Origin of the sequence: Pseudomonas sp. FP2335, assembly GCF_030687535.1 — a bacterium.
GTDB lineage: Bacteria > Pseudomonadota > Gammaproteobacteria > Pseudomonadales > Pseudomonadaceae > Aquipseudomonas.
On sequence record NZ_CP117437.1, the window covers coordinates 4,626,552 to 4,645,723 of the forward strand.

General features: G+C 61.6%; 12 protein-coding genes. 3 read left to right on the forward strand and 9 right to left on the reverse strand.

Going from position 1 to position 19,172, the window contains the following annotated elements; genetic code table 11:
- Positions 1 to 22 precede the first annotated feature (22 nt).
- Positions 23 to 1,042 (reverse strand): arginine/ornithine succinyltransferase subunit alpha, encoded by a 1,020-nt coding sequence (gene aruF, locus PSH81_RS20755; RefSeq protein WP_226457538.1) that lies wholly within the window; start codon positions 1,040 to 1,042, stop codon positions 23 to 25.
- A 245-nt stretch (positions 1,043 to 1,287) separates the two neighbouring features.
- Positions 1,288 to 2,508, reverse strand: coding sequence for an aspartate aminotransferase family protein (locus PSH81_RS20760; RefSeq protein WP_192300642.1), 1,221 nt, complete (start codon positions 2,506 to 2,508; stop codon positions 1,288 to 1,290).
- A 288-nt stretch (positions 2,509 to 2,796) separates the two neighbouring features.
- Between PSH81_RS20760 and PSH81_RS20765 the strand changes: the two genes are divergently transcribed.
- Positions 2,797 to 8,712: a dermonecrotic toxin domain-containing protein gene (locus tag PSH81_RS20765; protein WP_305391403.1), complete on the forward strand. Its 5,916-nt coding sequence runs from the start codon at positions 2,797 to 2,799 to the stop codon at positions 8,710 to 8,712.
- Between the two features lie 4 nt (positions 8,713 to 8,716).
- Here the strand turns inward: PSH81_RS20765 and argR are convergent, their stop codons facing one another.
- From argR to acs, 7 genes are all read right to left on the reverse strand, one after another.
- The gene (gene argR, locus PSH81_RS20770; protein WP_305391404.1) at positions 8,717 to 9,697 is read right to left on the reverse strand and encodes a transcriptional regulator ArgR; all 981 of its coding nucleotides are present in this window, start codon (positions 9,695 to 9,697) and stop codon (positions 8,717 to 8,719) included.
- A 246-nt stretch (positions 9,698 to 9,943) separates the two neighbouring features.
- A complete protein-coding gene (locus PSH81_RS20775; protein WP_090400457.1) occupies positions 9,944 to 10,708 on the reverse strand; it encodes an ABC transporter ATP-binding protein in 765 nt (254 codons plus the stop codon).
- A gap of 27 nt (positions 10,709 to 10,735) precedes the next feature.
- Positions 10,736 to 11,848 carry a M14 family metallopeptidase gene (locus tag PSH81_RS20780; protein ID WP_305391405.1) on the reverse strand — a complete coding sequence of 371 codons (1,113 nt, stop codon included), beginning with the start codon at positions 11,846 to 11,848 and terminating at the stop codon, positions 10,736 to 10,738.
- 1 nt (position 11,849) lies between these two features.
- A complete protein-coding gene (locus PSH81_RS20785; protein ID WP_061449306.1) occupies positions 11,850 to 12,548 on the reverse strand; it encodes an ABC transporter permease in 699 nt (232 codons plus the stop codon).
- Positions 12,545 to 13,234 carry an ABC transporter permease gene (locus tag PSH81_RS20790; RefSeq protein ID WP_010208305.1) on the reverse strand — a complete coding sequence of 230 codons (690 nt, stop codon included), beginning with the start codon at positions 13,232 to 13,234 and terminating at the stop codon, positions 12,545 to 12,547. The genes PSH81_RS20785 and PSH81_RS20790 overlap by 4 nt, the downstream gene beginning before the upstream one ends.
- A gap of 91 nt (positions 13,235 to 13,325) precedes the next feature.
- Complete coding sequence (locus PSH81_RS20795) at positions 13,326 to 14,111, reverse strand: ABC transporter substrate-binding protein (protein WP_226457534.1); 786 nt, start codon at positions 14,109 to 14,111, stop codon at positions 13,326 to 13,328.
- Between the two features lie 696 nt (positions 14,112 to 14,807).
- On the reverse strand, positions 14,808 to 16,763 hold the full coding sequence (gene acs, locus PSH81_RS20800) for an acetate--CoA ligase (protein ID WP_192300637.1): 1,956 nt from the start codon (positions 16,761 to 16,763) through the stop codon (positions 14,808 to 14,810).
- A 397-nt stretch (positions 16,764 to 17,160) separates the two neighbouring features.
- On the opposite strand from acs, the gene PSH81_RS20805 reads away from it, so the two are divergent.
- Together PSH81_RS20805 and PSH81_RS20810 are read left to right on the forward strand one after the other, a co-directional pair.
- The gene (locus PSH81_RS20805) at positions 17,161 to 17,430 is read left to right on the forward strand and encodes a DUF2790 domain-containing protein (protein WP_192300705.1); all 270 of its coding nucleotides are present in this window, start codon (positions 17,161 to 17,163) and stop codon (positions 17,428 to 17,430) included.
- Between the two features lie 485 nt (positions 17,431 to 17,915).
- Positions 17,916 to 19,166 carry a ribonucleotide-diphosphate reductase subunit beta gene (locus PSH81_RS20810; RefSeq protein ID WP_305391406.1) on the forward strand — a complete coding sequence of 417 codons (1,251 nt, stop codon included), beginning with the start codon at positions 17,916 to 17,918 and terminating at the stop codon, positions 19,164 to 19,166.
- Positions 19,167 to 19,172 lie beyond the last annotated feature (6 nt).

The window sequence follows — 19,172 nt, forward strand, 5'->3', positions numbered from 1 at the left end:
AGCCACCCGCGAAACTCTGCTTTTAAACCGCGACCAGGCGCACGCTCGCGCCTTCGCCGACGCCCAACGCTTCGGCCGCTGCCAGGTCCAGGGTGACTGGCTTGCCCGGTGCGTAGTCCAGTTCCAGCATCACCGCGCGGTAATCCTGCAACTGCGCATTGCTCACCAGGTACTGGCGACCGACCCCCTTGACCATCTCGCCGATCTTCACCGGCACCACGCGGCTCTGGGCAATCGAACGAATGCCCGAAACCCGCGCGTGCAACGTCGGGCCACCGTCGAAGATGTCGATGTAATGGTCGGTCTCGAAGCCTTCGCGCATCAGGATGTCGAAGGTGATCTGCGCACGCGGGTGCACCTGGCCCATGGCTTCCTGGGCTTCGTCCGGCAACAGCGGCACATAGATCGGGTAATGGGGCATCAGCTCGGCGAGAAAAGTGCGGCTTTTCAGCCCGCACAAGCGCTCGGCGGCGGCGTAGTTGAGGTCGAAGAAGTTGCGACCGATGGCGTCCCAGAACGGCGAGTCACCGTTCTCGTCGCTGTAGCCGACGATCTCGGTCACCACCGAGTCGGCAAAGCGCTCGGGGTGGCTGGCGACGAACAGCAGGCGGCCACGGGAATTGAGTTCCGACCACGGCGAACCGACCAGCTCGGGCACCACGTAGAAACTGGTGAGCAGGCTGTTGCCGGTGAGGTCATGGCATTGGGAAAGCACGTGGATCTTGTTGTGGATCTTCAGCTCGCGGGAGGCGTGCACAAAGGTCTCGTTACGAAAACTGTAGAAAGGTTCCGAGTAACCGGCCGAGGCGACGATGGCCGAGCAACCGGCGAGCCTGCCGGTCTCGGTGTCTTCGAGCACGAAGAAATAGCTTTCTTCACCGTTGAAACTGACCTCGGCCGCGAAGGACGCTTCACTGGCGGCGATCTTGTCGCTGAGGCGCTCGACGTCATCCGGCAGGGAGGTGACACCAATCGGGCTGTCCGCAGCCAGACGCTGTACCTCGCCCAGATCAGCCATTTGCGCGGGGCGCATCACCAGCATGGTGTCACTCCTTAACTCGAAAAACTTGCAGGAAAAAATGCCGGACACAGTCTTGAGACCAGTGAGGTCAAGTGTGGGAGCGGGCTTGCTCGCGAAAGCGGTGTGTCATTCAACATTTGAGGTGACTGAACCACTGCATTCGCGAGCAAGCCCGCTCCCACATTTGACCTTCACAGCTCCAACCAAGGAGTCCGGCATACAAAATTTGTGTTCGGTGCCCGCATCGCCGGTCACCGAACCGTGTATCAGCCTTGCGTCAACGTCTTCACAGCACGCTCAAAACGGTCCAGACCTTCCTTGATGTCCGCCTCTTCCACCACCAGGCTTGGGGCAAAACGCACCACGTCCGGGCCGGCTTGCAGGATCATCAGGTTTTCTTTCTCGGCCGCGTTGAACACGTCCTTGGCCTTGCCCTTGAACGCGTCGCTCAACACGCAGCCGAGCAGCAGGCCCATGCCGCGCACTTCGGTGAAGATGCCGTATTGCTTGCCGATCTGCTCCAGGCGCGCCTTGAACAGGTCGTGCTTGGCGTTCACGCCAGCCAGCACTTGCGGGGTGTTGATCACGTCGATCACCGCCTCGCCCACCGCACATGCCAGCGGGTTGCCGCCGTAGGTGGTGCCGTGGGTGCCCACGACCAGGTGTTTGGCCAGCGCTTCGGTGGTGAGCATCGCCGCGATCGGGAAACCACCGCCCAGGCTCTTGGCGCTGGTCAGGATGTCCGGGGTCACGCCGTAGTGCTGGTAGGCGAACAGCTTGCCGGTGCGGCCCATGCCGGTTTGCACTTCGTCGAACACCAACAGAGCGTCGTGCGCGTCGCACAGCTCACGGGCACCTTGCAGGTAGGCCAGTTCGGCCGGCAGCACGCCGCCTTCGCCCTGGATCGGCTCCAGCACCACGGCGCAGGTCTTGTCCGAAACGGCGGCTTTCAGCGCGGCCAGGTCGTTGTAGGGAACGTGGGTGATGCCGGTGATTTTTGGACCGAAACCATCGGAGTACTTGGACTGGCCACCGACGTTGACAGTGAACAGGGTGCGGCCGTGGAAGCTGTTCAGCGCGGCGATGATCTCGTACTTCTCAGTGCCGAAACGGTCGAACGCGACGCGACGGGCCAGCTTGAACGCGGCCTCGTTGGCTTCGGCGCCGGAGTTGCAGAAGAACACACGCTCGGCAAAGGTGGCGTCGATCAGCTTGTGGGCCAGGCGCAGCGCCGGCTCGTTGGTGAAGACGTTGGAGACGTGCCACAGCTTGTTGGCCTGCTCGGTCAGTGCACCGACCAGCGCCGGATGGGCATGGCCCAATACGTTGACCGCGATACCGCCGGCAAAGTCGATCAGCTCGCGACCCGCCTGGTCCCATACACGGGAACCTTCGCCACGCACGGGGATGAATGCGGCAGGTGCGTAATTGGGCACCATGACCTGGTCGAAATCGGCACGTTGCACCGGGGCTTGCTCAACGGACATCGGAGTCTCCTGAAGAGGAACGCCTGCCTGGAACTGGCGGGCGATGCAGGGATTGTAAGGACAGTTTTCAGTGCAGCCTTGTCGCCAAGCGACAACTTCTTATAGCGCCAACCCGCGTTTTCAGCGGGTTTACGCCAATGCGACAAATAGCGTCGCAAAGGCGCAGTTTAAACTGCCCGGCGGTTTTACGGCAGGACCAATACACGCCCCGCCCCCTAACTATCTAAGCTCCTGGGCCGCAGTGCCGCTGATCTACTAGCCGTTTTCATGACCCAAGAGATCAAGCTCATGACGACCGCTTCCCCTCCTGCCACCCTGGCCCAGAGTACCCGCCACCCGGACAGCCATTACGCACCGCTGCTCGGTGCGTTCCCACAGTGGCTCGGGCAAGCCAGCACCCGCACCCGCAGCGACCTGAAAAACGCCCAACCGCAACACGCCGTGGCGCTGGCGAACGCGCCCGCGCCATTAAAAACCGCGCTCAGCCAACACACTGCCGAGCTCTGGACCGCCCGCAACAACCTTGACCAGGCCCTCGCACACGTACAGGACGCCAGGGCCTTCGCCAAGCCGATCCTCGAAGACGCCCTGCTCACTCGCTTCAGCCTGAACCTGGATGCCGAAGCGATCTTCGTGCGCCTGTACATTCCCCAGCACGTGCCCTGGTTTCCCTCGTTGACCTCAGGCGGGGCGCGGGCCTGGACCGTGTCACTGCTGGACGCGGCCCTGCATAACTTCGACGCCCAGGAAATGCGCCCGCAGGCATACGAGGCGGGCTCGACCTTTATCACCCGACCCTCCGACGACGGACAGTTCGACACCTTGCCCGCGATCAAACAGGCCCTGTCGATTGCCGCCTTCACCAGGCTGTGCCGCGAACTGGATATCGGCGCCCGCTATGCCACCTACCTGCGCGAGGCGCTGGGCATGACAGAGCCCGTCGCCCGCGCCGTGCTGCAGCACAAAGTCAACATCCACCAAAAGGCCGCCCTGCGCGCAGCCCTGCAAGTGGCGCGGGTACAGGGCGACATCCAGGCCGATTACGCCAGGGCGATTGAAGACCTGATCGCCGGGCGCACTGGCGTGACGATCGGCGGCCGTCCCATGGTGTGCCATGCCCTGAGCATGATGGACGCCCCACTCACCGGCATCCTGCTGTTCGCCCCCGACCCGGAGCACGCCCGCACGGTACAGCGCGTGGTGGCCTATGTGCCGGACGACCCGCAGCACCCCATCAAGGAATATGCATCGTCGCGCGCCTTCCAGCAGACCCTGGCCGAGCAGCTGCGTGACGAGCAGTACCAGGGTTTTTTCAGCCGTTTCGTGGCCCACGCGCAACGCGGGGTGTTTTTTGCCGACCTCAAACAGCGGTTGGCACGGATCACCTGGCACCCTCCCAAGCCGGGCGATGGCCAGGCGCCGTGGCGCGAGGAGTCCATCGCTGCGCCCACGCTGCAAGTGGCTGCCACAGCGATTTCAGGCGACGTCTGGCAACACCTGTATCAGCAGACGCTAAACAAGCTGCTCAATGACGCCCGCACCTTGGCCGTGCCCACCGCCGATGCCGATCGAAATGCACGCTGGGCGTTGTGGGACTCGTTTGTCAGCGTCGCCTCATCGGTGCTCAACGCCGTGCTGCTGGTGGTGGCGCCCTTCATCCCGGGCCTGGGTGAACTGATGCTGGGCTACATGGCCTATCAACTGCTGGATGAGGTGTTTGAAGGCATCGTCGATTGGGCGCAAGGCCTGGACAAGCAGGCGTTCGGCCACCTGATGAATATCCTCGAATCCTTGGTGCAGGCGGGTATTTTTGTCGCCGGCAGCACCTTGGGCGTGACCGAACTGCGCAAGCTGCTGCCACAGAACGTGTTGACGTTCATCGACCGTTTCAAGCCCGTCACCCTCGCCAATGGCAAGACCCGCTACTGGAAACCCGACCTCAAGCCCTACCAACAGGCCATAAACGTGCCGCCGCGCCTGGGGCATGACGGGCTGGGGCTGCTGAAGGTGCGTGACGAGGCCATCCTGCCCCTGGCAGGCCAGCACTATGCCGTGGAGCAGACGCCCGGTACCGGGCGCTATGTGATCAAACACCCCAGCCGCCCCGACGCCTACCGCCCGACCCTCACCCATAACGGCGCCGGCGCCTGGCACAGCGAGCTGGAGCAGCCGATGCAATGGGACTCCTCGACCTTGCTGCAGCGCCTGGGTCACCGCGCGCATGACCTCAGCGACGCCGACCGTGCGCTGGCCCTGCAACTGAGCGGCGTGGATGAAGCCGCCCTGCGCAGGATGCACGTCAGGGGCGACCCGCTTCCCCCATTGCTCAGCGACACCTTGAGCCGGATGCGCATCAACCGCGCCATTGAGCAACTGATCGAGCAACTGCGCAGTGACGACCCGGCGGTGTACCTCGCGATCGATCCACAGGATCAGTTGCAACTGCTGACCAGCTACGGCTATTGGCCAACCTCCAAAGCCCTGCATTTTCTGGATGCCGAAGGTAACGTGGCGTGGCGCTTCGGTGAAAGCGACCGGCCCGTGGTGCAGATCCACGAAGCGCAGTTGAAGAACGGCAACTTGCTCAAGATCGTGCTGGAGGCCCTGAGCCCGCAAGAGATCCGCGCATCGTTCGGCGAACGGGCCAGCGATCCGCAATTGAGCCTGGATACCCGCGCGAAAAACCTGCGCCGCGTGCTGGCCGACATTGCCGAACGGCAACGCGCGCAACTGTTCGACTCGCGCTACACGCTCCCGCAACCCGCCCCGTCTGCCGCTGCCCAGCGCCTGATCGACACCGCACCTGGGTTGCCGGTGAATGTCGCCGAGCACCTGCTGGAGCACGCCACCGGCAGCGAGCTGCACACGCTGGACCAGCAACGCACGCCGCCGCGCCTGGCGCAACTGGCCATGACCGCCATGCGGGAGGTTCGCCTCAATCGCGCCTATGAAGGCCAGCACCTGGATGCAACAGCGGGTATCGACAGCGATCGCCTGGCGCTCAACTCGCTGAAACTGATGCCGCGCTGGTCGCCTCGGGTGCGCCTGGTGGCCCGCTATCAATCGCCGCACGGGCCGGTCTGGAACAGCGTCGGCCCCGCCGATGCCACCATCGTGCGCACCCTGGTACGTACCGACAATGGCCGCTATGTGCCCTATGACGACCGGGGTGCGCTGTTTGGCGAAACCGACCTGTACAGCGCCATCCTTAAAGCCTTGCCCGATGCGCAACGCGACGCGCTGGGCATCCAGGTCACCGACGGCACGGAACTCAAACGCCGCTTGCGCCAACGGCCGCTGCCCCGGGATGAGTTGCGCGTAGTACTCAGCAATGGCGCGCCCGAAGCGCCGTCACTCGAAACCCTGCGCCTGCTGGGTAACAACGGCGGCTATCCCGCTCAACCGCCCGCCTCCGACCAACCCCTGACGCTGCAACAACGGGCCGAGCTGCTGTACCCACGGCTCGACCGCGACCGCATCCCCGCGCTGCTCGAGCAGTGGGAACGCCAACCCGGCGGTGCGGCCAACCAGTTGGCGGCCCTGGCTGAGGAACATCGCCAACTGCAGCAAGAGCTGGCGGCCTGGCAAACCGCGCCCCCTACCCACCACCCTGAAACCGGCGAGCCGCTCACCCCCCGCCAACGCCGTTATGAACGGCGCAACCGGCAACTGATGGCCCGGCAACTCGAACAGGCCTGGCTGCGTGAAACCGATGTCGACCAGTACTTCGACGACCCCGCACGCAACGGCCATACCCTGCGTCTGGACATACCGATCATGGGCGAGCTGCCCAACCTGAGCGCCCATTTCGACCACGTGTCGCTGCTGTCCCTGATCGGCACGCGCACGACCCGTGGCGCCCAGGCGTTTTTGAGTCGCTTCCAGCGCGTGCGTCACCTGGAAGTGCGCCACACGCCCCTGGGCAGATTACCGGCGCAAGTACACACCTGGCCGAACCTCAACACCCTCAGCCTGAGCGACTGCAACATAGTGCTCACAGCTGCCAACCAGGTTGAGCTCGCCTCGATGAGCCGCCTGCAAACCCTCGCGCTGGATCACAACCCGCTGGGCCTGGTGCCGGATGTGCAAGCCCTGCACAACCTGATAGCCCTGGACCTGACCCGCACCGGCATCGATCGCGTGCCCGCGGGCCTACTCAACCGGCCTGAGCTGGAGGCGGCCATCCTGAGCGACAACCGCATCAGCGAGCTGCCTGAAGCGATCTACAACCAGCCTGCCACCTCCAGCTACCGATTGGACCTGTCGAACAACCCCCTTTCCGGCTCGACCCTGCAACGGGTCAAGGCTTACTTCCAGGTCCACCGCACCTGCTGGGAGGCCGACGCCCACCCCACCGACATCCGCGACGCGCAGCGGCTGTACCCGACACTGGACCGCCCGGCAATCAACCGCTTGATTTTTACCCTGCCGGGCAATATCGAACAGGGGCGGATCGAACTGGCACGCTTGGCCGGTGAACTGGACAGGCTGCAACAACAGCTCAGCACCTGGCGCCAGGCACCCGGGCAACCGGCCCTGGAACAGGCCCGGCGCAGTGCCTTGAGCCAGCGCCTGGAAGACAGCTGGAGGCGGATCACGACTCAGGAGACACGCATGCTCCAGTCCCTGGTCATCGACCAACCCCTGGTCGGCGAGCTGCCGACGCTCAGCGCGCGCTTCGACCATGTGCGTTCTCTGGTGATTCACGGTAATGGCCGCGCACTGGAGCCCGCGGCGTTTCTCGACAGTTTCCCTGCGCTGGACATCCTGGACATCGAAAACGCCCCACTCGGGCAGATCCCCGCCGCGATCCTTTCACGGCCCAACCTGACGTTTCTCGGCCTGCCCCGGTGCAACATCACACTGTCAGCGCCCGCCGCAACCGCCCTGCAAGGCATGCAACACCTGGAATACCTGGACCTGAGCCACAACCCCCTGGGCCGTACGCCAGACTTTCATCAACTACCGAGGCTGTCCAACGTATTGCTGGCCAACACCGGCCTGCGCGCAGTGCCCGCCAGCCTGGTCAACGGCGTGCCGCGCAGCACGGTGAACTTGAGCAATAACGCCATCGAGACGCTGCCCGAAGAACTGTTCAACTTGTCGGCGCAGGTCAGCCGCGCCTATGACCTGTCCGGCAACCCGCTATCGCCCGCGGCGCTCGAACAGGTCAAACGCTACAGCCAGGCCTGGCGAGAAAACTTCAATGCCCAGGCCCCCGAGGCCGATCGGGAGCGCCTGTTGCGCCTGTACCCGACCTTTACCGAGGCCGAAGCCGACCGCTTCATTTTCAGGCTCCCCGGCACCATGGACGCCGTGTCCCCCACCCTCGGCCGCCTGGAAGCCGAATACGCCCAACTGACGACAGACCTGCAACAGTGGATGCTGGATGTACCGCAACGCCACCCCATACTGGATACGCCGCTGGACGAAGCGGAACGGGCGCGTGAGCAACTGCTGCGCAATGATTTCAAGACCCTGCTGCAACAGGCGTGGCGCCGCGAAGGAGCCGAAGACGAAGAGAGCCTGAATGATGAACTCACCCATGCGCTGGTGTTGGACACTCCCATCCTCGGTGACCTGCCGCAACTGAGCGCACGCTTCGACCATGTGTCCTGGTTCCAATACACCGGCGATGGCACGACCACCGGGCTCGACGGCACCTTGGGCTGTTTCCCGAACCTGCAATCGCTGGTCGTGACCCAGTGTCATCTGCCAGCGTTGCCGCAATCGCTGTTCAGCCTGCGCAAACTGACAAGCCTGGGACTGTCCCACTGCCAACTCAGGCTCAGCGCTTCCGACAGCGCGGCCATCGGCGACTTGGCGGACATCGAGTTTCTGGACTTGAGCGAGAACCCGCTGACACTGGCACCCGATGTCAGGCGGTTGAGCCAGTTGACTTCACTGCACCTGCGCAACACCCGGATCCGCGAGTTGCCTCGCGGCGTGTTTCAACTCAGCGCGCTGGACACACTGGACGTGAGCCAGAACCAGATCAGCCACATCCCCCCCGACCTGCTGGAGATGATCCCCACGTTTCTGGAGGACTGCGACCTGAGTGACAACCCTTGGTCGGCGCAAAGTATTGGCAGGCTGCGCAGCTACTACCAGCGCACCGGCATAGATTTCCGGGTGCCCGAGGCGAGCGTGGATGAGCAGGGCAACCCGTTGTCGCCACCGACGCCCCAGACAGAGGAGGAATAAGCATCTAGCCGCGTTCGGCGGGCACCGACGACAGCTCGAACGGGCTGCTGCTGCGCCGCTGGTTGCGGTCTTCACGCGGGGTGGCGCCGAAGAAATTGCGGTAGGCGCTGGAGAAGTGCGGCCCCGAGGAGAAGCCGCACGACAGGCCGATCTGGATGATCGACTTGCTGGTTTGCATGAGCATCTGGCGCGCCTTGTTCAGGCGCAGTTCCAGGTAATACTGGCTGGGAACGCGGTTGAGGTATTGCTTGAAGATGCGCTCGAGTTGTCGTCGCGACACGCACACGTGCTGGGCGATTTCGTCGGTGGTCAGCGGCTCTTCGATATTCGCTTCCATCAACAGCACGGCCTGGGTCAGCTTCGGGTGGCTGGAACCCAGGCGGTTCTGCAACGGAATGCGCTGGCGTTCACCGCCTTCGCGGATGCGCTCCACCACCAGTTCTTCGGAGACCGCACCGGCCAGTTCGGCCCCGTGATCGCGGGCCAGCACCGCCAGCAGCAGGTCGAGTACCGACATGCCACCGCAGGCGGTGAGACGGTCGCGGTCCCAGTCGAACAGGTGGCTGGTGGCGATGACCTTGGGGAAACGCTCGGCGAAATCGTCCTGCCAGCGCCAGTGCACGGCGGCACGGTAGCCGTCGAGCAGGCCGAGCTGGGCCAGCGGGTAGACACCGGCCGACAAGCCACCGATCACGCATCCGGCGCGCACCAGTTGCTTGAGCGCGCTGCTCAGTTGCGAGGCGATGGCGGCGGGCGGCTCGTCCGCCAGCAGGAACAGTTTCTGGAAACCTTCCAGCTTGCCGCCCCACGGCTCGCCCGGCAGTTGCCAGGCGCCATCGGAGGCCGGCTCGGCGAGCAGGAACGACAGTTCGTAGACCACGTCCGGATGCACCCGCTGAGCAACGCGCAAGGCCTCCTCAGCCAGCGCAAGCGTGAGTGCTTTTGTGCTGGGCCAAATCAGGAAACCAATGCGATGGGCGGTCATGTAGGGCTATCCGAAGCGAGTAACAGTAATGAAGACAGGGGCTAATGCTAGCCGGTAAACCAACACAAATCTTAAAAACGGTGAAGAACCAATGTGGGAGCGGGCTTGCTCGCGAAAGCGGTGTTTCAGTTGATACAGGTATATCTGATGTACCGCTTTCGCGAGCAAGCCCGCTCCCACAGGGGATTTGAGCTAGCCTCAAGACTTCCGATCACGCACTACTTCAGTGCACAAAAGCAGCCTTGATTATTTCAAGCTACCGGACAAGAACTGCTGCAAACGCTCGGACTGCGGGTTCACCAGTACTTCACGCGGGTTGCCACGTTCTTCGACGATACCTTTGTGCAAAAACACCAACTGGTTCGACACTTCACGGGCAAAGCCCATTTCGTGCGTCACCACCACCATGGTGCGGCCTTCCTGGGCCAGGTCCTGCATCACCTTGAGCACTTCACCGACCAGTTCCGGGTCGAGGGCCGAAGTGGGTTCGTCGAACAACATCACCTCCGGTTCCATCGCCAGGGCACGGGCAATCGCCACACGTTGCTGCTCGCCGCCGGACATGTGGCCGGGGAACGCATCCTTGCGATGGCCCACGCCGACCTTGGCCAGGTAATGCTCGGCCTTTTCACGGGCGTCTTTCTTCGACATGCCGAGCACGTGCACCGGCGCTTCCATGACATTTTCCAACGCGGTCATGTGCGACCACAGGTTGAAATGCTGGAACACCATCGACAGGCGCGAACGCATGCGCTGCAGCTGTTTCGGATCGGCGGCCTTGAGGGCGCCGTCCTTGTTGGCCACCAGTTTCAGCTCTTCGTTATTGAGCAGGATCTTGCCGGCGTGGGGTTGCTCCAGCAGGTTGATGCAGCGCAAAAAGGTACTTTTGCCCGAACCGCTGGAACCGATGATGCTGATCACGTCACCGGCCGCGGCGGCCAGGGACACGCCTTTGAGCACTTCATGACTGCCATAGCGTTTATGCAGGTCTTGGACTTCAAGTTTGTACATGCGGTCGGTTCTCACAAAAACAGTGGGTCAGTCATTCAGCAAATTGCCATGGCGCAGGGCTTCGCGCCCCGCGACCTTGGCCAGCCAAAAACCTGCTTGGGCATAACGCAGCCGCTCAACGGCAAACAGCACCCCGGACGTGCCGGCGCAAACAATGCTGACCTGGTCGGACAAGGGATCAATCACTTCAAAAATCTCATCACCGGCCTCGACCCATTCACCCGGCTTGCGCAGGAAGCTGATCACGCCGGGATGGGGCGCGAACAGCATCTCGGTGCCTTCGAACGGCATGCCTTCACAGGCATCGAATTGTGCCGCCGGCCATTGGCCCTTGATCAGGCCTTGCTCGGCGAGGAACGCCAGAATGCCTTCGGCGTGGAAAATCGCCTCGTCGCGCCCGGTGTCGGATTGGCCACCCAACTCCAGCGTAGTCGCCAGGCACGCCAACGGGATCTGCGCGTCTGGAAACGCCTTGGACAAACGCAGCCAGGGCGTCGAGCAGGCTTCATCGAACGAACTGCCACCGGAGTCTTCCGCCAACAGGCCGACCTTCACATTCAGGTGCGCGGCCAGCGAACGCCACTGCGGCCAATGCTGGGGCAACGCATACAGGTGCAACGCGGCTTCGCAGTCGCAATGCAGGTCGAGCACCACGTCAGCGTTGCAGGCGTGGCGCAACAGCACCCGCTGCATGCCTTGCAGCTGGCTCGCCGGCTCAGGCAAGGCGTCGATAGTGTCAATCATGGCCTGTCGGATCAGGCGCACGTTGGCGTGAGGATCGTCCCCCAGCTTGCCTTCCAGCAGCGCGGCAACCGGCTCGTCCAACGCGACGAAATCGCGGTTGAAGTTCTTGCCGCTGCCGACCTCGAAACGCCCCTGGTGTGCGCCTTGCAGCAGCTGGCCGAGGCCCATCGGGTTGGCCACCGGGACCAGCTCGATGACGCCGTTGAGGGCGCCCTGCTCTTCCAGCTCGGTGAGACGCTTTTTCAGTTCCCAGGCGGTGCGCATGCCGGGCAATTCATCGGCGTGCAGGCTGGCCTGGATATAGGCCTTGCGCTCGCCGCTGCCGAAGCGGAACACGCTCAGTTGGCGCTCGCAGCCCAAATGCCCCCAGGGCAACAGGTGATCGATACGTTCCATATCAGTGCTTCCTTGGAGCCAGGTAGCTCAGCCAACGGCGCTCGGCCAACTTGAACAGGCGCACCAGGATGAAGGTCAGGCACAGGTAGAACACGCCGGCGGTGATGTAGGCTTCGAACGGCAGGTAGAACTGCGCATTCACCGTGCGCGCGGCACCGGTGATGTCGATCAGGGTGACGATCGAGGCCAGGCTGGTGGTCTGCAACATCATGATTACTTCGTTGCTGTACTGCGGCAGTGCGCGGCGCAGGGCCGACGGCAGCAGGATGCGGCGATACAGCTTGTAGCGCGACATGCCCATGGCCTTGGCCGCTTCGATCTCGCCATTGGGCGTGGCCTTGAGGCTACCGGCAATGATCTCGGCGGTGTAGGCGCTGGTGTTGATCGCAAACGCCAGGCACGCACAGAACGTGGCGCTGGACAGCAGCGGCCACAGGAAGCTCTCGCGCACCACTTCGAACTGGGCCAGGCCGTAGTAGATCAGGAACAGCTGCACCAGCATCGGCGTACCGCGGATCACATAGGTGTAGAGCCAGGCCGCACCGTTGACCACCGGCTGCTTGGACACACGCATCAAGCCCAGGGGCAAGGCGGCGAGCAGGCCGAAGAACAACGAGATGGCGAGCAGTTTCAGGGTGGTCAGCAGGCCGCCAAGGTACAGCGGCATGGCCTCCCAGATGACGTTGTAGTCGAAGATCATAGATCAGCCGCCCTTACGCCTACCGAGTAGCGCTTCTCAAGATGACGCAGGGCCAGCAACGACACGCTGGTGATCACCAGGTACATCGCCGCCACTGCGAGGAAGAAGGTAAAAGGCTCGCGGGTGGCGTCTGCCGCCTGCTTGGCCTTGAACATCATGTCTTGCAAACCCACCACCGAGATCAGCGCGGTGGCCTTGGTGAGGACCAGCCAGTTGTTGGTGAAGCCAGGGATCGCCAGCCGGATCATCTGCGGCACCATCACCCGGAAAAACACCTGGAAACTGCTCATGCCATACGCCAGGCCGGCCTCGGCCTGGCCCTTGGGAATAGCCATGAAGGCGCCGCGGAAGGTTTCCGACAGGTAGGCGCCAAAGATGAAACCCAGGGTGCCGATGCCGGCGGCCAAGGGGTTCAAGTCGATATAGTCGTCGTAGCCGAGCATCGGCGCGACGCGGTTGAGCAGGTCCTGGCCGCCGTAGAAAATCAGCAGGATCAGCACCAGGTCAGGGATTCCGCGAATCACCGTGGAGTACAAGTCACCCAGCCAGGCCAACCAGCGCACCGGCGACAGGCGTAACGCGACCCCGATCAGACCCAGAACAATGGCCAAGGCCATGGACGACAAGGCGAGCTGAAGCGTCAACCATGCGCCATCGAGGATGACGGCCCCGTAGCCTTTCAACATGATTCAGGTCCTCGAAAAGGGGGATGAAAAAATGGCGCAAACCTCAGGAATTCTGTTGCTTGCGCCATTTCGGACTGACAGCTGCGAGTATTTACTGGGCTTCTGGGCCGTAAATATCGAAGTTGAAGTACTTTTTCTCGATTTCTTTGTATTTGCCGTTGGCACGGATCGCGGTGATGGCAGCGTTGATGCGGTCCAGGTTTTCCTTGTCGCCTTTGCGGACCGCGATGCCGATACCGTCGCCGAAGTATTTGGCGTCGGTGAAGGATGGGCCGGTGAACGCGTAGCCTTTGCCAGCGTCGGTCTTCAGGAAACCGTCTTCCAGCAGGGTGGCGTCGGCCACGGTACCGTCAAGACGACCGGCAGCCACGTCCAGGTAGATTTCGTTCTGGGTGCTGTAAGGAACGATGGTGGCGCCTTTGGGAGCCAGCACTTCCTTGGCGAAACGGTCGTGGATCGAACCGCGCTGCACGCCGATCTTCTTGTCTTTGAGCTCAGCCAGGCTGTCGCTGACCGCTACGCCGTCCTTCATCACCAGGCGCGCCGGGCTCAGGTAGTAGCGTTTGGTGAAGTCCACGGACTTCTTGCGATCTTCGGTGATGGACATGGACGACAGGATCGCGTCGATCTTGCGTACTTTGAGCGCCGGGATCAGGCCGTCGAACTCTTGCTCGACCCAGGTGCACTTGACCTTCATCTCTTCGCACAGGGCGTTGCCGATGTCGTAGTCAAAACCCACGATGCTGCCATCCGGCGCCTTCGAGGCAAACGGAGGGTAGGCCGCTTCGATACCAATTTTCAGAGGCTTCTCATCAGCGAAAGCCTGCATGGACAGCACGGACAGCGCCAGGGCGCCCAACAGCACGAGTTTCTTCATCTTGGGACTCCATCGGTATAGGGCAAAACAGCAGTATGAGCCATGGCCCACGATGCGACATAAGGGAAACCGAATTGCGGTGCTGCGTCCTACACCAGTTACACACCGGAGACGACGAGCGAGTGATCGGCATTCTAACGACAGGCCGGAAGCCGATATTTCCTCAATGCGACAACAATTTACAGAAGCACCGAGAAAGCGGTTCCAGCACATTGACAGCCTCTGAATTTTATGCAGAGACAAAAGACATTAAACCTATTGATACTGCAAATTGCGGGCCTATTATTCGCAAACCCTTCTGGCACGGCAAGTCTGGCGTTTAATCTTATTGAGATGGGTGTCTGCAATGGGGCTTTTCGGTGCGCAGGCGTAGCGCTTTGCCTCATGTTTGGGCGCGGGGTTACACATTTAGGGCCGCCGGTAACATTCAGAAACGTCCTACGAGAGAAACCGATATTTATTGGCTTGATGGTTATGCAGGCTCGTCATACCACCACCGCCCTCGCTATGAAATGCAATCCAAATGTGGGAGCGGGCTTGCTCGCGAATGCAGAGTGTCAGTCGCTGGAGATGTTGAATGACCCACCGCATTCGCGAGCAAGCCCGCTCCCACCGGGGATCTCCACAGTTTGCAAGGTCCCACAAAAAAGCCCCATCCGGCTTACACCGAATAGGGCTCTGTACCACCAACCCGCCTTACGCGACGTTCATGGTCTTGTGCGTTTCAATCAAATGCGCCACCACGCCTGGGTCCGCCAGGGTGGAAATATCCCCCAGCCCGTCGTACTCGGCCGTGGCAATCTTGCGCAGAATGCGGCGCATGATTTTCCCCGAACGCGTCTTCGGCAAGCCCGGCGCCCACTGGATCACGTCCGGCGAAGCAATCGGCCCGATCTCTTTACGCACCCAGTTCTTCAATTCCAGGCGCAGCGCTTCGTTCGGCTCTTCGCCATTCTTGAGGGTGACATACACATAGATGCCCTGGCCCTTGATGTCATGCGGCACACCGACCACCGCCGCTTCGGCGACTTTCGGGTGGGCCACCATGGCACTTTCGATCTCGGCGGTGCCCATGCGGTGGCCAGACACGTTCAACACGTCATCCACGCGCCCGGTGATCCACCAGTAGCCGTCTTCATCACGACGCGCGCCGTCGCCGGTGAAGTACATGCCACGGAAGGTCTTGAAGTAGGTGTCGACGAACCGGTCATGGTCGCCGTACAGCGTCCGCGCCTGGCCTGGCCACGAATCGAGGATCACCAGGTTGCCTTCGGCAGCGCCTTCGATGATGTTGCCCAGGTTGTCCACCAACGCCGGCACCACGCCAAAGAACGGCCGCGCCGCTGAACCCGGCTTGAGCGCATGGGCGCCCGGCAGCGGGCTCATCAACGTCGCGCCGGTTTCGGTTTGCCACCAGGTGTCGACGATCGGGCAACGGGATTGTCCGACGTTCTTGTAGTACCAGTCCCACGCTTCAGGGTTAATCGGCTCACCCACCGACCCCAGCAGACGCAGGCTGCTGCCATCCACGCCCTCGCAAGCGGCAGTGCCGGACGCCATCATCGCGCGGATAGCGGTCGGCGCGGTGTAGAGGATATTGACCTTGTGCTTGTCGACGATCTTGCCGACGCGGGTGATGTCCGGGTAGTTGGGCACGCCTTCGAACAGCAGCGTGGTCGCGCCATTGGCCAGCGGGCCGTAGACGATATAGGTGTGGCCGGTAACCCAACCGACGTCGGCGGTGCACCAGTAGATTTCACCCGGGCGGTAGTCGAACACGCGCTCGTGGGTCAGGGCCGCGTAGAGCAGATAGCCGCCGGTGGTGTGCTGCACGCCCTTGGGCTTGCCGGTGGAGCCGGAGGTATAAAGGATGAAGAGGGCCTCTTCGGCGCCCATCTCTTTGGGTGCGCAGACGGTGCCGGCCACTTTCATCAGGTCTTCGTACCAGATGTCGCGATGCTGGTTCCACTTGATGTTGCCACTGGTGCGCTTGCACACGATGACTTTCTGGATGCTGCTGGTTTCCGGGTTGGTCAGGGCGTCGTCGACGTTGGCCTTCAGCGGAATCTTCTTACCGGCGCGGATACCTTCGTCGGCGGTGATCACCACCTTCGACTTACAGTCGATGATGCGACCGGCCAGGGCTTCCGGCGAGAAACCGCCAAACACCACGGAGTGGATCGCACCGATACGGGCACACGCCAGCATGGCGACCACGGCTTCGGGGATCATTGGCATATAGATAGTCACCACGTCGCCGCGATGCACATCCTGGCCGCGCAGGGCGTTGGCGAACTTGCAGACTTCTTCATGCAGCTCGCGATAGGTGATGGTGCGGCTTTCGGAAGGATCGTCGCCCTCCCAGATGATCGCAGCCTGGTCGCCACGCTCGGCGAGGTGACGGTCCAGGCAGTTGTAGGAAACGTTCAGGGTGCCATCGGCAAACCACTTGATGTCGACATGGTGATCGTCGAACGAGGTCTGCTTCACCGCGGTGAAAGGCTTGACCCAGTCAAGGCGCTTGGCTTGCTCACGCCAGAAACCATCGGGGTTGACCACCGACTGCTGGTACATGGCCTTGTAGGTCGCCTCGTCGGTCAGCGTGTTGGCTGCTACTTCGGGGCGAACGGGGTACAGGGAAGCCGCACTCATCTTTCTTACCTCGGTGACAATAGTTGTTTTTGTATGCCCTGTTTTAGCCGGGGCTGCCCCATAGAACCATTCGACGATGGTAGTAACAAGCCCCTACATTTTGCCCTGCTATGTGCTTTGGCGGCTCTGGCCCGCGGCCCGTGGCGTTTTGCGCCTTGATGAAAAAAGCTTTACCCGTGGATTGTTACAAAAACCGCCAATAGTGTTTATCAAAAGCACGGGTATATGAATATAACCCGCGAGCCTAGAATCACTTCCGCCAACAGAGGCACTGTGATTAACAACGCAACAGCCCCCACGAAGGCAACGTTAATCCGAACCAAACAACCCTAAGTTACACACGTGGCCTCACAAAGGCCCCGTGACCCACTTCGACCTCAATAAGGTAAACACAGAAATGAAAGCTCTAGTAGTTATGGCCCTCAGCAGCTTGTGCGCCACCGCCGCCCTGGCCGACGAAGCCCCGACTGACGTAGCTGACCGCAATGCCCCGATTGTCGAGGACTACACTTACAGCACCCATCTGGACGTTGCCAAAGTACTGTCCATGAGCGCGATTCCAGAAGTCTGCGAAGTTGTACCGGTGAAGATGGAATATGAAGATTCACAAGGTCAGCGCCATATTCTTAATTACCATGTAATGGGCAATGGCTGCTCTAACGGATAACAACTTCGTTAGTGCAAGTTGAACCTGATCGTACTCGCCGCAAGAAATCGTTCTTGCGGCCAAAAAACCTCCCCCTCCTCCCCGCGCTGCGCCCCCTCGAAAAAAAACCTGCCGCTCGTCCCTCCAGCCAACCCCAGCAAACCCGTGCCTTGGCTTGAAAAGCAGGCTTTTTGTCTGCGATCCGTGACCATCCGCCACAACACAAAGCCGATTTTTTCCCTATAATGCGCGGGTAAATCGGGCCTGCAATATCCCTTTACACTGGGATGAAGAGCCAGACCTGAGGCCCCGCTGGAGCAAACACCTGCGCTCCGCCCCTCAAGCCTCGAGCAGACCACCCGTAACCCTGATTCCGTTTAATGCCTGCGCGAGCTGTTGCAACAAACGATTCCTTAAGATCCACCGCGGCCTCTGGGCCGTGTGAACACCCAACCATCCGGTTTCACACGGGCACCTTTGAGCCCTCACGCAGGAGACGACACGTCATGCTGAGCTGGGACGAATTCGACAAAGAAGAAGAAGGCGAAGTAGCCACCAAAGGTGCCAACGCCGGCCACGCCACCGAAGCCAACATGGACCGCCTCGACGGTGCCGGCGCTGCCGCTGCCGTGGAAGCCCGCGCCGTCACCGCCAACGACTCCGCTGCCATCGTGCGCGCCAAAGCTGCGCTGGACAAACTCGACATCGCCGAAGGCCTCGCCGAACTCGAAGGCGCCTCCGCCCGCGTCGCCGTTGACGAAAAGCGCATGATCAACTGCCGCGCCGACCTCAACCAACTCGTACCCTTCAAGTACGACTGGGCCTGGCAGAAGTACCTCGACGGCTGCGCCAACCACTGGATGCCGCAAGAGGTCAACATGACCGCCGACATCGCGCTGTGGAAAAACCCCGAAGGCCTGACCGACGACGAACGTCGCATCGTCATGCGCAACCTGGGTTTCTTCTCCACCGCCGACTCCCTGGTCGCCAACAACCTGGTGCTGGCCGTGTACCGCCTGATCACCAACCCGGAGTGCCGCCAGTACATCCTGCGCCAGGCCTTCGAAGAGGCGATCCACACCCACGCCTACCAGTACTGCATCGAATCGCTGGCCATGGATGAAGGCGAGATCTTCAACATGTACCACGAGATTCCATCGGTCGCGAAGAAAGCCGCCTGGGGCCTGAAGTACACCCGTTCAATCTCCGATCCGAAGTTCGAAACCGGCACCGTCGACACCGACAAGGAACTGCTGCGCAACCTGGTCGCGTACTACTGCGTGCTGGAAGGCATCTTCTTCTACTGCGGCTTCACCCAGATCCTGTCCATGGGCCGCCGCAACAAAATGACCGGCGTGGCCGAGCAGTTCCAGTACATCCTGCGCGACGAGTCGATGCACCTGAACTTCGGCATCGACGTGATCAACCAGATCAAAATCGAAAACCCACACCTGTGGGATGCCGAGATGAAGGAAGAAGCGACCCAGATGATCCTGCAAGGGACCCAACTGGAGATCGAATACGCCCGCGACACCATGCCCCGCGGTGTGTTGGGCATGAACGCCGCGATGATGGAGGACTACCTCAAGTTCATCGCCAACCGTCGTCTGTCGCAAATCGGCTTGAAGGAAGAATACCCAGGCACCACCAACCCGTTCCCGTGGATGAGCGAGATCATGGACTTGAAGAAAGAGAAGAACTTCTTTGAGACCCGTGTGATCGAGTATCAGACTGGTGGTGCGTTGAGCTGGGATTGATTCCCG

Coding starts and splice junctions, on each gene's coding strand:
- aruF (WP_226457538.1), bottom strand. CDS start 1,042: ATGCTGGTGATGCGCCCCGCGCAAATGGCTGATCTGGGCGAGGTACAG.
- PSH81_RS20760 (WP_192300642.1), bottom strand. CDS start 2,508: ATGTCCGTTGAGCAAGCCCCGGTGCAACGTGCCGATTTCGACCAGGTC.
- PSH81_RS20765 (WP_305391403.1), top strand. CDS start 2,797: ATGACGACCGCTTCCCCTCCTGCCACCCTGGCCCAGAGTACCCGCCAC.
- argR (WP_305391404.1), bottom strand. CDS start 9,697: ATGACCGCCCATCGCATTGGTTTCCTGATTTGGCCCAGCACAAAAGCA.
- PSH81_RS20775 (WP_090400457.1), bottom strand. CDS start 10,708: ATGTACAAACTTGAAGTCCAAGACCTGCATAAACGCTATGGCAGTCAT.
- PSH81_RS20780 (WP_305391405.1), bottom strand. CDS start 11,848: ATGGAACGTATCGATCACCTGTTGCCCTGGGGGCATTTGGGCTGCGAG.
- PSH81_RS20785 (WP_061449306.1), bottom strand. CDS start 12,548: ATGATCTTCGACTACAACGTCATCTGGGAGGCCATGCCGCTGTACCTT.
- PSH81_RS20790 (WP_010208305.1), bottom strand. CDS start 13,234: ATGTTGAAAGGCTACGGGGCCGTCATCCTCGATGGCGCATGGTTGACG.
- PSH81_RS20795 (WP_226457534.1), bottom strand. CDS start 14,111: ATGAAGAAACTCGTGCTGTTGGGCGCCCTGGCGCTGTCCGTGCTGTCC.
- acs (WP_192300637.1), bottom strand. CDS start 16,763: ATGAGTGCGGCTTCCCTGTACCCCGTTCGCCCCGAAGTAGCAGCCAAC.
- PSH81_RS20805 (WP_192300705.1), top strand. CDS start 17,161: ATGAAAGCTCTAGTAGTTATGGCCCTCAGCAGCTTGTGCGCCACCGCC.
- PSH81_RS20810 (WP_305391406.1), top strand. CDS start 17,916: ATGCTGAGCTGGGACGAATTCGACAAAGAAGAAGAAGGCGAAGTAGCC.